16 protein-coding genes are annotated in these 16464 nt (G+C 65.2%); 11 read left to right on the top strand and 5 right to left on the bottom strand.

Going from position 1 to position 16464, the window contains the following annotated elements:
• Positions 1–24: 24 nt before the first annotated feature.
• The 4 genes from BKA07_RS08705 to BKA07_RS08690 all read left to right on the top strand — a co-directional run bounded on the left by BKA07_RS08705 (position 25) and on the right by BKA07_RS08690 (position 3533).
• Positions 25–519: a MarR family winged helix-turn-helix transcriptional regulator gene (locus BKA07_RS08705; protein ID WP_167950557.1), complete on the top strand. Its 495-nt coding sequence runs from the start codon at positions 25–27 to the stop codon at positions 517–519.
• A gap of 107 nt (positions 520–626) precedes the next feature.
• Positions 627–1313, top strand: coding sequence for a GNAT family N-acetyltransferase (locus tag BKA07_RS08700; RefSeq protein WP_167950556.1), 687 nt, complete (start codon positions 627–629; stop codon positions 1311–1313).
• A gap of 234 nt (positions 1314–1547) precedes the next feature.
• Positions 1548–2261, top strand: a complete 714-nt coding sequence (locus tag BKA07_RS08695) for a hypothetical protein (protein ID WP_167950555.1) — start codon at positions 1548–1550, stop codon at positions 2259–2261.
• Positions 2262–2303: 42 nt separating this feature from the next.
• Positions 2304–3533, top strand: a complete 1230-nt coding sequence (locus BKA07_RS08690; protein WP_167950554.1) for an FAD-dependent monooxygenase — start codon at positions 2304–2306, stop codon at positions 3531–3533.
• 112 nt (positions 3534–3645) lie between these two features.
• Here the strand turns inward: BKA07_RS08690 and BKA07_RS08685 are convergent, their stop codons facing one another.
• The 5 genes from BKA07_RS08685 to BKA07_RS08665 form a co-directional block, all read right to left on the bottom strand.
• Positions 3646–4086 (bottom strand): hypothetical protein, encoded by a 441-nt coding sequence (locus BKA07_RS08685; protein ID WP_245161895.1) that lies wholly within the window; start codon positions 4084–4086, stop codon positions 3646–3648.
• Positions 4083–5189, bottom strand: a complete 1107-nt coding sequence (locus BKA07_RS08680; protein WP_167950553.1) for an adenosine deaminase — start codon at positions 5187–5189, stop codon at positions 4083–4085. Before BKA07_RS08680 ends, BKA07_RS08685 begins: the two co-directional genes overlap by 4 nt.
• A gap of 76 nt (positions 5190–5265) precedes the next feature.
• Entirely contained in the window at positions 5266–6411 is a 1146-nt protein-coding gene (locus BKA07_RS08675; protein WP_245161894.1) for a BMP family ABC transporter substrate-binding protein, read from the bottom strand.
• A gap of 42 nt (positions 6412–6453) precedes the next feature.
• Positions 6454–7680, bottom strand: coding sequence for an amidohydrolase (locus tag BKA07_RS08670; RefSeq protein ID WP_209043915.1), 1227 nt, complete (start codon positions 7678–7680; stop codon positions 6454–6456).
• A gap of 125 nt (positions 7681–7805) precedes the next feature.
• A complete protein-coding gene (locus tag BKA07_RS08665) occupies positions 7806–8921 on the bottom strand; it encodes a sugar phosphate nucleotidyltransferase (RefSeq protein WP_167950552.1) in 1116 nt (371 codons plus the stop codon).
• A gap of 365 nt (positions 8922–9286) precedes the next feature.
• Between BKA07_RS08665 and sdhC the strand changes: the two genes are divergently transcribed.
• The 7 genes from sdhC to BKA07_RS08630 all read left to right on the top strand — a co-directional run bounded on the left by sdhC (position 9287) and on the right by BKA07_RS08630 (position 16304).
• Entirely contained in the window at positions 9287–9664 is a 378-nt protein-coding gene (sdhC, locus tag BKA07_RS08660) for a succinate dehydrogenase, cytochrome b556 subunit (protein WP_167950551.1), read from the top strand.
• 1 nt (position 9665) lies between these two features.
• Positions 9666–10118: a succinate dehydrogenase hydrophobic membrane anchor subunit gene (locus BKA07_RS08655; protein ID WP_167950550.1), complete on the top strand. Its 453-nt coding sequence runs from the start codon at positions 9666–9668 to the stop codon at positions 10116–10118.
• Positions 10119–10128: 10 nt separating this feature from the next.
• On the top strand, positions 10129–11889 hold the full coding sequence (gene sdhA, locus BKA07_RS08650; RefSeq protein ID WP_167950549.1) for a succinate dehydrogenase flavoprotein subunit: 1761 nt from the start codon (positions 10129–10131) through the stop codon (positions 11887–11889).
• Entirely contained in the window at positions 11889–12680 is a 792-nt protein-coding gene (locus tag BKA07_RS08645) for a succinate dehydrogenase iron-sulfur subunit (protein WP_167950548.1), read from the top strand. Before sdhA ends, BKA07_RS08645 begins: the two co-directional genes overlap by 1 nt.
• Before the next feature lie 314 nt (positions 12681–12994).
• Positions 12995–14179, top strand: coding sequence for a D-alanyl-D-alanine carboxypeptidase family protein (locus BKA07_RS08640; protein WP_167950547.1), 1185 nt, complete (start codon positions 12995–12997; stop codon positions 14177–14179).
• A 391-nt stretch (positions 14180–14570) separates the two neighbouring features.
• Positions 14571–14738, top strand: coding sequence for a hypothetical protein (locus tag BKA07_RS08635; RefSeq protein WP_167950546.1), 168 nt, complete (start codon positions 14571–14573; stop codon positions 14736–14738).
• Between the two features lie 447 nt (positions 14739–15185).
• On the top strand, positions 15186–16304 hold the full coding sequence (locus BKA07_RS08630) for an FUSC family protein (protein ID WP_245161893.1): 1119 nt from the start codon (positions 15186–15188) through the stop codon (positions 16302–16304).
• Positions 16305–16464: the final 160 nt, after the last annotated feature.

The raw sequence follows: 16464 nt of genomic DNA, 5'->3' as shown, positions 1-16464 counted from the left end.
TTGATCTGGACGTAAAATCGGACCATGGACGAGGTTGATCGGATTGTCGCAGCGTGGCGCCACGAGCGTCCGGACCTCGACGTGTCGCCGATGGAAGTGCTCTCTCGGGTCTCCCGTCTGGCCCGCCAGCTGGACTTGGCGCGCAAGGCGAGCTTCAACGACTACGGTATCGAGGGCTGGGCGTTCGACGTGCTTTCGGCTCTGCGCCGATCGGGTGAGCCCTACCAGCTCTCCCCCTCCACCCTGCTTCAGGAGACACTCGTCACCAGCGGCACCATGACCAACCGCATCGACCGGCTGGTCACAGCCGGATGGGTCGAACGACTGCCCGATCCCGGAGATCGCCGAGGTGTGCTCGTGCGGTTGACCTCCGATGGGCGCGCCACCGTCGACTCGGCGCTGGCCGATCTGCTGGTCAAGGAGCGCGAGATCCTCAGCGACCTGACACCGGCCGGACGACGCAAGCTCGCCGCGCTGCTGCGACAGCTGTCCACGGGCTTCGACGCCGACGAGGCATGACCTGGGACGGACGAAGAATGACCTGGAACGGACGAACGATGACCTGGGACGGACGAAGAATGACCTGGAACGGACGAACGATGACCAGGGATGACGGAGGAGCACCCATGACCGACGAGAACCTCACCGACTGGACCAGGGTCGACCCGCCTCGGCGGGAGACGATCCACGGCCGCTATGTCGACCTCGAGCCCCTCGACCCGCATCGCCACTCGGACTCGCTCTTCGCGGCCGCCTCGGCGGAGGGGTCGGACGAGCGGTTCCGTTACCTGCCGCAGACCCCGCAGACCGAACGCGCAGCCTTCGATGAGTGGGTGGCCGCGGCCTCCGCGACGTCGGATCCGCTGTTCTTCGCCGTCGTCGACCGCCGGACCGGACGGGCCGAGGGCCGACAGGCGCTCATGCGCATCGACACGCACAACGGCGTCATCGAGATCGGCAACATTCTGTGGGGCCCGGCCCTGGCGCGCGCCCGCGGCGCCACGGAGGCCTTCTTCCTCTTCGCAGACCTGGCGTTCGCCAGCGGCTGCCGGCGCTTCGAGTGGAAGTGCGATGACGCCAATGCCCCGTCGAAGCGCGCCGCGGGCCGCTTCGGCTTCACCTTCGAAGGTGTATTCCGGCAGCACCTGGTCGTCAAGGGACTCAACCGTGACACCGCGTGGTTCTCGATCATCGACTCGGAGTGGCCCCGCCTGCGCGCGGCCTACGTCCGGTGGCTCGACGAGGACAACTTCGACGCCGACGGAGCGCAGCGCACCCGCCTTTCCGACCTCATGTCCACCCGGACCGAATAGCCCGCCGGTCACTCCCGGACCGAACAACCCGCCGGAGACTCCCGCTCGCCCGAGTCACCACGACCCCGGGGCGATCGGAGGCACACCGAACGGCACCATCAGCACGGCCCCATCGGAGCAATCGGTGCCCGACCAGCGAGTCCGCCGAGGTCGCGGATGCCTCTCGGATTAGGCTGGAGGGCGAGATCGGTGCCCGGGCCCGGAACCGCCACGACGACCTGCTTTCGAGGAACCATGCGAATTCGCTCCCTTGCCCTCCTGACCACTGCCGCAGTGCTGGCCACGACGACAGCCTGCGTTCCCACCTCAGAGGAGACCCGGCCGCAAGAGCGCCCGTCCGTCAGTGAGGAGGAGGTCACCCCGATCGAGACTCCGGACGACGCACCGGAGATCTCCGTCGTCGATTCCTCCCCCGGCGGCGCGAAGGATGTCGATCCCCTCTGGCAGGGCCTCGCCGAAGCGGCCGAGAAGAAGTCCGAGGCCTACCTCAAGGTCTACGTCCACACCGGAAATCCCGACGTCCCCGACTCCGGTGAGGCCACCGTCACCGCCGATACCCCGGACAGCGTGAGTGTGACCGTCGATGCCGCCGACATCGACACCGAGAAGTCGCCGTTCCTGCTCATCCACGGAACCTTCACCGTCGAGGAGATCGGCGACTCCGCGTATACGCTGACGACGAAGGACTCCGACGACGTTCCCGAACTCGATCCGAAGGGCCCCGATGACGAGGCCCGGTGCACGGCCGATGACGCACAGGAGAGGATCTCGCTGGCCGCCGACGATCTCGCGGACGACCCCGACAAACGCGAAGACCTCCGCCAGCAGTGGGGCGGTTCGCCACAGGTATGGTGGGGCATCCAGAAGACCGCGGTCAGCCTCAACAAGGAAGGCGGAGTCGCCGGCGACTTCCTCACCGAGGCCTGCGGCGAGTACCTCGATCAGTAACGGCAGGCAGCCGAGCAGCCTGCTCGTCGAACGGAGGCCAGGGTGAGGATCGCAATCGTCGGAGCCGGCATCGGCGGGCTCTCCGCCGCCGTCGGACTGCAGCGGGCAGGTGCGGACGTCACCGTATTCGAGAAGGCCGCCGAGGTGCGTGCCGGCGGTTCGGGCCTGTCGATCTTCGCCAATGGTCTCAGAGCCCTCGAATCACTGGGGCTCGGGCCTCGGTTCGCGGCCATCACGGACAAACAGGCCGAATCCTTCGACGCCGGCCAACGACGTCCCGACGGGCGGTGGATCGCACAAGTGCCGAGTGACTCCGTGGGCGAGCTGCGCATCGTCGACCGCGCGGATCTGCACCGGGTCCTCCACGACGCCCTCGAGGAGGCAACGGTGCGGACCTCGGCGGAGGTCACCTCGGCGACTGTCGACGGTATGGTCAGCACGCGTGACCGCCGGGAGCACTTCGACCTCGTCATCGGTGCCGACGGACTCCACAGCCGGATCAGGGAAGCCGTCGAACCCGGAATCGGAGCTCGGTATGCGGGCTATTCGTGTTGGCGCGGGATCACGGACCGCCCGGTCGACCTCGATGGTGCCGCAGGTGAGACCGTGGGCCGGGGACTGCGCTTCGGCATCGCCCCGCTCAAGGACGGACGGGTCTACTGGTTCGCCGTCGCGAACATGCCGAAGGACGCAAGCTTCGCAAATGAGAAGTCAGCAGTGCGGGATCTGTTCTCCGGCTGGCATACGCCGATCGTGGAACTGATCGAGACGACGCCGGCGGGCCGCATCGCACGCACCGCGATTTCGGACCTCGCCGCTCCCCTGCCGAGCTATCATCGGGGACGGATCGTCCTCCTCGGCGATGCCGCGCACGCGATGACTCCGAACCTCGGCCAGGGCGGCGGTCAGGCGCTCGAGGACGCCGCGACGCTGACAACGCTGCTGGTGCCGCTGATCGAGAAGTCCACGCATTCGGACGGCTCCGGCGGATCGGCGAGCGCGGCGAAGTCGACAGGCTCCGCTGGGGCAACGAGCGCGGCGGGTCCGACGGTCACGCCGGCACGCATCGACCGTCCTCTTCGCCGCTACGATCAGCTGCGGAAGAAGCGCAGCCAGTCGATCGCGGCGAAGTCACGCCTGCTCGGGGCCGTCTTCCAGCTCCGTTCCCCATTGCTCTCAGCCATTCGCGACGCAGCATTCACCGCTGTTCCCTCGCGACTGGCGGCCGCGCAGGCCGAGAGCGTGCAGAGATGGGCGCCGCCGGCAAGCTGACGCGTCCGGGCACGCGATGAGCGGCTTACGGCAATGGCGGCAGACAGGCGGTCACAGTCCCGACCACGGACTGAGCCCCTGCCTGTGCGCGCTCCCTGCCTGCCGGTCCTTCCTAGTCCGCCAGCGCCCGGTTGTATGCGTCGACGACCGGGGGCAGGAAATAGCCCAGGAGCACTGCGAGCGCCGTGACCAGGCACCCCAGGCCGAGCCACAGAGATCCGCCGATGACACTGAAGGCGAAGACGATGACGAGGAGCTCGAAGGCGATCGCGGCCGGTCGCGCCCAGCGGTGCAGCTTCCACGAGCCACGTGCGGCAGCGACGACCCCGGCTGCGAAGATGACGAACATGACCGCCAGCCCCAACAGCGAACTGGCCAAGGGGCCGGCGCTGATGGCGGTGAGGACGAACGACAGAGCCGACCCGAGGAGGCCCAGCGCCTGGAGGCCCAGCACCACGACGACCAACAGCATCGCCCGCGGAGTCGGAACACCGTGCCCGGCCGGCCCTGACGAACCGGCCGGGCCCGACGACTCTTCGTCCCTCGAATTCAAATGTTCACCCGGGCGAATCCTGGGATGAGGATCTCGTCGAGCATGCGCTCGCGCACGTCGAGCGGCAGGAACGCCGCGGTGACCGCGTTGACGGTGGCCCATTCGAGGTCCGTCTGGGTCCAGCCGGCCTCGTCGACGAGCAGACGCATCTCTTGCGTGACCGAGGTCGCCGACATCAGTCGGTTGTCCGGGTTGATGGTGACGGCGAAGCCCAGGTCCTTGAGCCCGGTGATCGGGTGGGAGGCGATGGTGCCGCCGATGTCGGTCTGCAGATTCGAGCTGGGGCACAGTTCGAGCGGGATCTGCTGGTCGAGGACCCAGGCGGCCAGGCTGCCGAGCTGTCCTTCCCCCTCGACGATGTCCATGTCCTCGACGATGCGGGCTCCGTGGCCGAGGCGCTGCGCGTGGCAGATGGTGAGAGCTTCGTGGATCGAATCCTTTCCGGCGGCCTCACCGGCGTGGATCGTCACGGGCACGTAGGCCTGGTGGAGCGCGTTGAATGCCGACAGGTGAGCCGAGGGCGGGAACCCGTTCTCCGGCCCGGCGATGTCGAAGCCCACGACCCCGGACTCCGATCCCTTCTCACGATGCCGGATCGCCAATTCCGCGATCGCCAGGGAATTGTCCGCCTGGCGCATTGCGGTGATGATCTGGCCGACGCGGATGAACTTGCCGTCGGAGGAGGCTTCGATCACTCCGGCCTCGAGTCCTTCCTGGACAGCTTCGACGACCTCGTCGAGTTCGAGTCCGCCTTCCAGATGCTGTTCGGGCGCCCACCGGGCCTCGGCGTAGAAGACGCCGTCGGCGACCTGGTCGAGGACCCATTCCTTGGCCACACGCATCAGACCCTCACGGTTCTGCATCACGGCGACGGTGTGCGAGAAGGTCTCGAGGTAGCGGACGAGGTCACCGGAGCTCGCGGAGTCGCGGTACCACTTCGCCAGCGCCTCGGGTTCCGTGGCGGGCAGTTCATGGCCGATCGACGCGGCCAGTTCGATCATCGTGGCCGGGCGCAGGCCACCGTCGAGGTGATCGTGGAGGGAGATTTTGGGCAACTGCAGGATCGGGTCGTCTGCTGCGACGCCGGCGGGATTATTCAACACCCGCACAGCTTATCGGATCCGCGTGTGCGAACGATGGAAGAATCGGCGGGCATCAGCGATGTCGCCGGGGCCGGCCTCAGGACTTCTCCGGGTCGATTTCGCCGCTCTTGATCCGCTCCCGCAGGTCGGTGATGCTGCGTCCGGCGTCCGAGACCCGGCTGAGGAAACCGTCCTCGGCCGCGATCCTCACGCCCCCGTTGTCGATCGTGCCAGTGTAGTGGTGGTCGGCGACGAGGAAGCCGCCCATGTCGACGGGATCCTCCTGCGCGTCTTCGGCCACCTCGTCGGGGTTCTTGCTCTGCGGCCATTCGGGGAACATGCTCCGCAGTCCCCTGCGGATGTTGGGCTCGATGGTCGCGATGATCGTGTCGGAGAAGGCCCCGGATTCCCCGTACCAGATGATCTTCGGCACTGCCGCCTCGTCATCGTCGCCGTCCTCCGGCTCTGCGGTGCGCATCTCCCGCATCGTCTTCGTCGCGGCATTGACCACGCCCTTCGCCGCCGCCGAACCGAAGGGAACGACGACATCGACGTCGGCGTCATCGGCCGTGTCGAAGAACGTCTTGCCCGCCTCGCCGGTGTCGGCCACGGTTCGGCCCGTGGCCGCGTCGCCGCGGAAGGACTTCACCTCGTCGACGTCCTCGTCGGACTCGTCGTTGTAGAGGTCGACTCCGGCGTCGAACGCGGTCAGGATCTTCTCCGCTTCGGGGAAGCCCTGCGACACGACAGTGCCGACCTTGCCCGTTTCGCTGGCGGTCGCGGCGATGTAGCCGGCGATGAATGCCGGCGGCACGAGGTCGAAGTCGATGCTGAGTACATTGTCTGGGAAATCCTTGTGCCCGCTGGCGACGCCGAGGAAGACCCCGTCGGGACTGCTCCTGGCGTGGTCGGCGAGTTCGTCTGCGCCGCCGGGTCCGAGCACCGTCGTCAGTGCGCAGTCCTGGTCGCTCATCCTCTGCAGAGCCTCCGAGGTGGCCGAGGAGTTCGTGACCCGCTGACTCGAGGTGGCGGAGAACAGTCCCGCCGCGCGCGCCAGTTCCGTCTCCGCCAGGGTCAGTGCCCCGGACGAGTGATCGTCGAAACCGGCGGGGGCCGAGATCATGCACCCGAGGGTGGAGTCTTCGAGCGGTTCGGGTGCCGTCACCGAGCAGGCGCTCAGTGCCGCCAGGCTCAGCGCGCTGACGCCGGCGCCCAGGACCGTGTTCATGACCTTCACTCTCATGGCTCCAAGGTTATCGGGTCTGTCTGAGTCACCGGTGGGGCGTCAGCTTCGTTCGAGGACCTTCAGCGCGGTGGCGGTGAAGATGCGGGCGGCGATCTCGATGCTGCCCTCGTCGATGAGCAGATCGCCCTGATGGATATCGTACGTCGTTCCTCCGGGGGTGCGGGTGCCCATGCGCACCAGTGCTCCGGGGCAGTGCGTGAGGTACCAGGCGAAGTCCTCCCCGCCCATGGACTGCGGAGTCAGCTGGACGGAGTTCTCGCCGAGTTCACCGCGGACGGCGGATTCGATGAGCGCGACCTGGTCTTCGGTGTTGACCACCGGCGGCACACCTCGTCGATGGTCGAGGTCGACGGTGACTCCGTAGGGGCCGGCGATGCGCTCGACGAGCTCGGGCAGCACCTCGGCGACCTGGTTCCAGCCGTCGACGTCGAGGCAGCGCAGGGTTCCGCGCAGGATGCCCTCGCTGGGGACGACGTTGGCCGCGTGGCCGGCGCTGATCTCACCCCACACGAGGGAGATCGCGTGGCGCGGATCGATGAGGCGGCCCAAGGTGGAGGGCAGGTCGGTGGCGAGTTTGCCCAGCGCGTAGACGAGGTCCTCGGTCAGGTGCGGCCTTGAGGTGTGCCCGCCGTGCCCGGTCAGGCGGATGATGACGGTGTCGCCGGCGGCGGTGATCGCTCCGATGCGCGAGCCGATCCGGCCGACATCGACGTTGGGGTCGCAGTGGAGGGCGTAGACCTCGGGAACGTCGTCGAGCACACCCTGGGAGATGACGCGCAGCGCACCGCCCGGGGTGACCTCCTCACCGGGCTGGAAGATGAGTCGCACGCTTCCGCCGAGGCCGCCGGGGGTCGATTCGTGGAGTCGCTGCAAGGCGATGGCGGCGCCGACGAGGCCCGTGAGGTGCACGTCGTGACCGCAGGCGTGGGCGACTCCGGGCACGGTCGAGGCGAAGTCCTCATCGATGAGGTCGTCGATGGGCAGAGCGTCGATGTCGGCACGCAGGCCCAACGCCACCGGGCCGTTACCGACCTCGCAGACGACGCCGGTGCCCTCGAGTCGCCGAGGCGCAAGACCGGCTGCCTCCAGGCGGGCCACGATCTTGTCCGTGGTGTCGAACTCCTGAAAGGACAGTTCCGGATGCGCGTGGACATCGCGGCGGAAATCGACGAGCTCTGCACCGATCTCGGCAATCGTCGAGCCGATCACGTCTGGTCCTTCGGGGAGCGCAACCCCGTCGGGGCGCGGTTCGGATATCTGAGACATTGACTGCAATGCTAAGCACTCTCCGCCACATTTGGGCGCAATGCGACCAAATTCGACACACTCCGAAGACCGCCTGTGTCACAGAGGCTCGGTCAGGCTCGGCGCCCAGCTACGTCGGACCCGAATTACAACAGGTCGTCGAGTCCGCGTTCGCCGGCGGCCGAGACCGCCTTCTTCACATCCTGCGCATGAGACCGGGAGGTGATGAGCAGGACGTCCTCGGTGTCGACGACGACAAGGTCGTCGAGGCCGACGATGGCGACCGTGCGCGGCTGCTCGGATTCGGAGAAGACGACCCCGGAGGCGTCGACCTCGAGCAGCTCGCAGCTGCCGCCGATCGAGATGACCCCGCGGGGCTCGCCGGGCACCGGCTGGCGCAGACGGGCCACCGAATCGAAGTCGCCGACATCGTCCCAGCCGAAGTCGCCGGGAATGACGATGACACGGCCGGCCGCGGCGGCGGGTTCGGCCACGACGTAGTCGATGGCGCGCTTCTCCAAACCGGGCCACACCTCGGCGAGCACCTCCGCCTGGGCATCGGTCCCCCACGCTTCGGCGATGCGCGAGAGGCCGACGAACAGGGGCGGGTCCTCAGCCTCGAGCACCTCGAGCAGTGCCTGGGCCTTGGCGATGAACATGCCCGCGTTCCAGCGGTAGCGACCGGAGTCGACGTACGTGCGGGCCGTGCTCGCGGCGGGCTTCTCGGCGAAGGCCATGGCGCGGCGGGCCGTCGGCGCACCGTCGAGGCCGAGCAGATCGCCGGTCTCGATGTAGCCGTATGCGGTGGCGGGGCTGCGTGGCATGATTCCGACGGTGACGATGTCGCCGGTCTCGGCGGCGACGCAGGCCTGGTCGATGACCATTCGGAATTCGTCGACGTTCGTGATCGAGTGGTCGGCGGAGAACGAGCCGACGATCGCATCGGGGTCCTCCTTGGCGATGAGCATGGTCGCGAGTCCGATGGCCGCGGCCGAGTCCTTCGGCGAGGGCTCGGAGACGATCTTGTGCGGAAACATTTCGGGAAGCTGTTCGGCGACCTGCTCGAAGTGGCTCTCACCGGTCACGACCCAGACGTTGCCGGGCCCCACGATCGGTGCGACGCGATCCCAGGTGGACTGGATCAGGCTCCTGCCCGTCCCGAGCACGTCGTGGAGGAACTTCGGGGAGGCCTTGCGCGACAGCGGCCAGAGCCGGGTGCCGGACCCGCCTGCGGGGATGATGGCGTGGAAGTGGGTGTTCACGCTTTCAGTGTCTCAAAGTTCGGGCATGCTCTCGTCGATGTTGTCCGCCGTGTCGGGGTGGGGAGATCCGGAATTCATCGTCCGGCCATCTGCATCCCACGCACCCGGGGCACGGGCGCGATAGGCCCGCCGTCCACCTCGGCGAAGCTGTCGATGGACCTGGTCAGCGACGAGAGCAGAATATTTAGGGCATATCATTGTTCGGTAATTGAATTTCGTCGTATCCGAAATTCACGACTATGAGGGAACTGCCAGGAACTTAATGTGATCCACCACGCTCAGGCGTGGCTCGACTGGCAACCAGGCGGCGTTCGGCGTAGTTTCTTGATGTACACAGTCGATTAATTCAAGATGGAGGATGCTCCGTGGCCAAAGCGTCTACGGGCACTCTGTACCGAGGAAACGAAGGAATGTGGTCCTGGGTCGCGCATCGCGTCACAGGCGTCGGAATCTTCTTCTTCCTTTTGGTCCACGTGCTCGATACTGCACTCGTCCGCGTCTCGCCCGAGGCCTACAACGCCGTGATCGGAACCTACAAGACTCCGTTCATGGCCATCGGCGAGATCGCTCTCGTTGCCGCGATCGCATTCCATGCGTTCAACGGCCTTCGCGTCATTCTCGTCGACTTCTCGAAGAGTGGACCGAAAAATCAGAAGAAGCTGTTCTGGGGAGTCATCATCGTATGGCTCATCATCATGATCGCTTTCGTGCCCCGCCAGCTGATGCATACGTTCGGAGGCTGACATGAGCACAACATCGATCCCGGCTCCGCGCACCGGTTACTCGCGGCACAAGTCATCGAGTTCGAAGTTCGAGATGTTCGCGTGGCTGTTCATGCGCGTCTCGGGCGTCATCCTCGTCATCCTCATCTTCGGTCATCTCTTCGTGAACCTGTGGGCGGGGGAAGGCGTCCAGGCCATCGACTTCGGATTCGTAGCCGGCAAATGGGCCAGCCCGTTCTGGCAGATCTGGGATCTGCTGATGCTGTGGTTGGCGATGCTGCACGGCACCAACGGCCTGCGCACCATCATCATTGACTACGCCGAGAAGCCCGGCACCCGCATGGCCCTCCAGCTGATCCTCTACATCGCCTCGGTCATCGTCATCGTGCTCGGCACGCTCGTCATCTTCACATTCGATCCCTGCCCGGCCGGAGCCGACCCCGCACTGCTGGCGTCGTTCTGCTCGGCCGCATAGAAGGAGAAACATGCAGGTACACCAATACGACGTCGTCATCGTCGGTGCCGGTGGCGCCGGGATGCGCGCAGCGATCGAATCGGGCCAGCGCGCCCGGACCGCAGTCCTGACCAAGCTCTATCCCACCCGTTCGCACACGGGTGCGGCACAGGGCGGCATGTGCGCCGCACTGGCGAACGTGGAAGAGGACAACTGGGAGTGGCACACCTTCGACACCGTCAAGGGCGGTGACTACCTGGTCGACCAGGACGCCGCCGAGGTGATGGCCAAAGAAGCCATCGACGCCGTCCTCGACCTCGAGAAGATGGGGCTGCCGTTCAACCGCACCCCCGAAGGCCGGATCGATCAGCGTCGCTTCGGTGGCCACACCCGCGACCACGGCAAGTCCCCGGTCCGCCGCTCCTGCTACGCGGCCGACCGCACCGGTCACATGATCCTCCAGACTCTGTACCAGAACTGCGTCAAGCAAGGCGTCGAGTTCTACAACGAGTTCTACGTCCTCGACCTGGCCATGACCGAGGTCGACGGGGTCCGCCGTCCGGCCGGCGTCGTCGCCTACGAACTGGCCACCGGCGAGATCCACCTGTTCCAGGCCAAGTCGGTCGTCTTCGCGACAGGCGGAGTGGGCAAGGTCTTCAAGACCACCTCGAACGCGCACACCCTCACCGGTGACGGCATGGCCGTGGCCTACAACCGGGGCATCCCGCTCGAGGACATGGAGTTCTTCCAGTTCCACCCGACCGGTCTGGCCGGTCTGGGCATCCTGCTCTCCGAGGCCGCCCGCGGTGAAGGCGCGATCCTGCGCAACTCCGAGGGTGAGCGCTTCATGGAGCGCTACGCCCCGACGATCAAGGACCTCGCTCCGCGTGACATCGTGGCCCGTTCCATGGCCAATGAGGTCCGCGAAGGCCGCGGCTGCGGCCCGAACAAGGACTACGTCCTGCTCGACCTGACCCACCTCGAACCCGCACACATCGATGCGAAGCTGCCCGACATCACCGAGTTCGCCCGCACCTACCTCGGTGTGGAGCCCTATACGGAGCCCGTGCCGGTCTTCCCGACCGCGCACTACGCCATGGGCGGCATCCCGACCAACGTCGGTGCCGAGGTGCTCGCGGACAACGACAACGTCATCCCCGGTCTCTACGCCGCCGGTGAGGTCGCCTGCGTGTCCGTGCACGGCTCGAACCGCCTGGGCACGAACTCCCTGCTCGACATCAACGTCTTCGGCAAACGCGCCGGCATCGCCGCCGCGGAGTACTCCCAGACGGCCGACTTCGTCGAGTTGCCCGAGGCTGCCGAGAACGACACCGTCGCACTGCTCGAGAAGATGCGCACTTCAGACGGCACCGAACGCATCGGTGCCATCCGCAAAGATCTGCAGGAGCTCATGGACGCCAAGGTCCAGGTCTTCCGCACCGATGAGACCCTGCGCGAAGCGCTCGACGAGATCGCGAAGCTGCGCGAACGTTACAACAACGTCGGCATCCAGGACCGCGGCAGGCGCTTCAACCTCGACCTCCTCGAAGCAGTCGAGCTGAACTTCCTGCTCGAACTCGCCGAGGTCATCTCCGTCGCCGCCATCCACCGCAAGGAATCACGCGGTGGGCACTTCCGAGAGGACTTCCCGGATCGTGACGACGATGGATTCATGCATCACACGATGACGTACCTCGATCCTGATTCCGAGACCGACGGCATCAAGGGCATGCGTCTGGAGACGAAGCCCGTCATCGTCACCCGTTACCAGCCGATGGAGCGTAAGTACTGATGAGCACCGAAACAACCACCCCGGAGCCCGCTTCCAAGATCGACCTGCCGGATCACGTCGCCGGCGACAGCGGCTCGATCCCGTCGTTCGACTGCACCGTCCAGATCGCTCGCTTCGATCCCGAGGCGGACGAAGAGGCGCACTGGGAGGAGTACAACGTTACGATGCAGGGCACCGACCGTGTGTTGGACGCCCTGCACAAGATCAAGTGGGAGATCGACGGTTCGCTGTCCTTCCGACGCTCCTGCGCCCACGGCGTGTGCGGCTCCGATGCCATGCGCATCAACGGTCGCAACCGTCTGGCCTGCAAGACCCTGCTCAAGGATCTTGACACGAACAAGACGATCACCGTCGAGGCGATCAAGGGTCTTCCTCTCGAGAAGGACCTCATCGTCGACATGGAACCGTTCTTCCAGTCCTACCGCGAGGTCATGCCGTTCCTCATCACCTCCGGCCACGAGCCGACGCGTGAGCGCCTGCAGTCAGCCGAGGAGCGCGAGGCCTTCGACGACACCACCAAGTGCATCCTCTGCGCAGCGTGCACCTCGTCGTGCCCCGTGTTCTGGACCGATGGACAGTACTTTGGTCCCGCGGCCATCGTCAACGCGCACCGTTTCATCTTCGATTCGCGTGACGAGGGCGGAGACATGCGCCTGGAGGTTCTCAACGACAAGGAGGGCGTGTGGCGCTGCCGCACCACCTTCAACTGCACCGAGGCCTGCCCGCGTGGCATCGAGGTGACCAAGGCCATCGCCGAGGTGAAGCAGGCGATTCTGCAGCGCGCATTCTGATCCCACCACCGGCTACCCGAACCGGCAATAGCCCGCCGCACACGCAGTGCTTATGCAGGTTCAGGTAGCCGAAGGGATAGGACCATCCCACATCGCCGAGGCGGCCGTGCACTTTTCGTGCACGGCCGTCTTTGACGTTCCGCATATCCGGCGTCCGGGTGCATGGTCCAGGTCTGTCGAAACACTGTGCTCAATTGCACTGAATTTGCTGAATGCTCTCGATTCTCCACCGTCGTAGACTGGGGCGCATGCGTTTCCACCTTCCTGGTTCTCCGACGCCTGCTGCGTTGCTCCCGCGTAGGCTGTGGCTAGGGATGCGCCTCATCATCAGCGCCGCTCTCGCGCTCATGCTCATCGGCGCTCAGCTGGTCCTCTCCCCCGCGGTATCGCTTGCGACCTCCGCGCCGGACGATAAGCAGGAGAAGGTCTACGAAACGCCCGCCGATCTCGGCGATGGAGCGACGCCTCCACAGCCGGTGGGCACAGCGTGGCTGGTGGGAGACCTCGACACGGGCGAACTCCAGGTTGCGCATGACATCGACAAGAAACATGCACCGGCGTCGACGATCAAGCTCCTGACCGCTCTTGCTCTTGTCGATGTGCTCGACGACCCCAAGCAGAAGGTCGAAGCGAAGTTCGCGGACATGGAGATCGACGGCACGAAAGTCGGTCTCATGCAGAAGAACGAATACACCGTCGATCTGCTCTTCCACGCGATGCTCATGTCCAGCGCCAACGACGCCGCGAACGCACTCGGACGAGCCGCGGGCGGGCAGGAGAAGGCCGTTGCTCTGATGAACGAGAAGGCTCAGGAACTGGGCATGACGAACACTCAGGCGGCCAACACCTCCGGCTTGGACGACGAGAACCAGTACACGACGGTCTCTGACATGATGAAGCTGGCCTGGGCTGTGTGTGAAAACGACTACCTGATGGACGTCATCGGCACCGAGACCTATGAGTTCCCGGGCGGCAATAACCCTGTCACGAAAGAGAAATTCAAGGGATATCCGATTCAGAACCACACGAAAGTCGTCGGGCAGGTCGATGGCGGACTGGGCCTGAAGAACGGGTTCACGCGCCAAGCCAAGGGTTCCTATGTGGCCGTGGCCGAACGCGACGGTCACCGTGTGGTCGCGACGATGCTGGGCATCGACAACAATTCCCGGCAGGCCGCAATCGATCTGCTCGAATGGGATTTCGCCCAGAAGGATCCCGAGTCTCTCCAGACGGTCCCCGTCGGCCAGACCGTCACGGAAAGCTCCGACCCGACCGCCTCGGCCAGCGGAAGCGATGCCGGCGCAGACGGGCCCGCGTCGGTCGGCACCGACATGGACTCCGGCGATGGCGCAGGCTCTGCGGCCGACGCCGCGGACGAGTCCTCAGCGACTGTTCTCGGCTTCTCTTCCCAGGAACTCCTGCCGATCGGCATGCTGGCCGCAGGGCTGGTGCTGCTTCTCGCGGCACTGGTCATCTGGTTGCGGATCTGGCGACGGTGAGCTCGGCTCCTCCTCAGCACATCCAGCGGCATTGTGCGCTGTTTTGACTTTGTTCACCGAACCTGGTTAAGCTGTTGACTTGCATTCGAAGCAGTCCGGCTTCATCGAACCTGCACAATCGACTACGACGACATGTCGCTCATGACGACAGTCGCAGAATCAGGTTCGCGTTGCAGATGAAATCCCACGGACACTGTGTCTCTTCCGAATGCGGATCCCCCACACCGTGAAGGATCAACCCACACCACGGTGAAGCTCAGATGGTGAGCCTCCGACTTCCTCGGTCGGCAGACGACGCCATCAGGTGACTACCCCGTCACCGACTCAACACGAATTGAATCACTGGCGTAGACGCCGGCGATTCAATGACACATGATGAAAGGAGGGAACGATGACTCAGTTCCCACAGTGGGTCCAGCGTGCCGTCGAGCATGCAGGACTGATCGACCCGACGATCAGCGCCCGGAAGCCCGGAGAGATCACCATCAGTGATTCCACCGGACGTACCGTGCTGTTCACCGGTACTTCGCTGCGTGAGACCACGCCGCTGGCGGCCTGATCCGCCGTTGTCCGTCACATTCTACGACTCTGCTGGGTTTTAAGCAGGGCAAGGATGATGACGGGCTGACCGTTGCCCGACATTTCGCCGGTTCTGCCGGCGGGAATGTCGGGCGTTTTCATTGCTCAATGTCTCGTACGACACTCCGCGTCCAGCACTCCTCGTACAGCATGGAATCGGGCTGAAATTGAGGTTGCCGTGAGTTCACCACAGTTGTCGACACTTTCTGAGCGTGAGCATCATTCCATCGGCGACGGGGTCGAGGACTGCGTCGCTGGGCTGACCTCTGGCGCGACCGACCCGGCGCTGTGGCAACGCTCTGACCGACACCTGCGTATGAGCGGCACTGCCGCGAACGTGGTCGAGACGCACCATTCCCGATGCCCCTCCCACCTATCGCTGCATGTAGGGTGAAAGCTCCACCTACTCTGTCCGAAAGGACGACCATTGCCGGAGAGCACGCAGCAACAGCACGTATCGCTACTGGCCAGGCGGCCGGATGTCGTCACTGACCTGCTTCAGATCCTCAAAAGCGTCATCGCAGCCACCGGTGCCTGGTGGGTGTCGGACAGTCTTATCAATTCGGAGATGCCGTTCCTGGCGCCGTGGACGGCGCTGCTGACAGTTCATGCCACCGTGCACCGCTCGCTCTCGCGCGGTGCCCAGTCGACGATCGCCTCGGCCGTGGGCGTCGCACTGTCGTTCATTATCGGCAACTACCTCGGCGTCAGTGTCTGGACCTTCGCTCTGGCTATCTTGGTCGGGCTCGCCGCAGCCCGTCTTCCGTGGATTCGCGATGAAGGTGTGGCAATCGCGACGACAGCGATCTTCATCCTCGGCAGCGGCTTCGACAGTCAGGCGCCGCTTCTTCCCGAGCGCATCCTTGAGCTGTCTCTGGGCATCGTCGTCGGCATCATCGTCAATCTCCTCGTCATTCCACCGCTGAGGGACCAACAGGCCTCACGGTATGTCGACAGCATCAACCGCCGCATGGGCGACATGTTGGTCGACGTCGCCGATGAGCTCGACACCGACTGGGACACCGCGAAGGCCGATGACTGGTTCCAAGAGACAGAATCGATGAGCCAGGAGCTCAGCTCCGCCTGGCAGTCGGTCAGGTTCGCTCGCGAGAGCCAGAGGGCAAATCCGCGCGACCGCCTGCGCCGACGACGCGGACCATCGGGCCAACCACACGATTCCGAGGACTCCGTCGAGGAAGCCAGCTACGAGGACATCCTGCAGCGGGTGGACGAAGCCATCTCTCATCTGCGTCATCTGACGCGCACGCTGCGGGAGGCAACGTACGAAACCGGCGACTGGGACAATCGATTCCGAGAACAGTGGACCTCCGTCGTGCGCGACGCCGGGCGGGCCATCGCCGACCCCGATGCCGAGGTCGATCCGATCTTCAATCGGCTCGAGCAGCTGTCGGTGAGCCTGGCCAACGACAAGGGTCTCCCGGAACGTTCCTGGCCCCTCTACGGGTCGCTCATTGCCAGCATGCAGCACATCGCCGTCATCGTCGACGACGTCGCCTCGGCTCGTGCGGTGAGAGAGTCTGGCTGAGGCTGTCCGACAGACGCTGTTGAGACGACTGCTGAGTAGGCGTTGCTGCCCCACACGGTTCGACAGGCTCCGCACCGTGGCGGGGAGACACTGTTCAGCTGATGCTGCTGGGGTGACATCACTCGGCGCACGCCGCACCGTGGCGGATCTGGAGACGGAA

The organism is Brevibacterium marinum, from assembly GCF_011927955.1.
In the GTDB taxonomy this organism is placed as follows: Bacteria; Actinomycetota; Actinomycetes; order Actinomycetales; family Brevibacteriaceae; genus Brevibacterium; species Brevibacterium marinum.
Note: the sequence above shows the minus strand (reverse complement) of the source record. Positions and strands in the feature narration are given on the sequence as shown.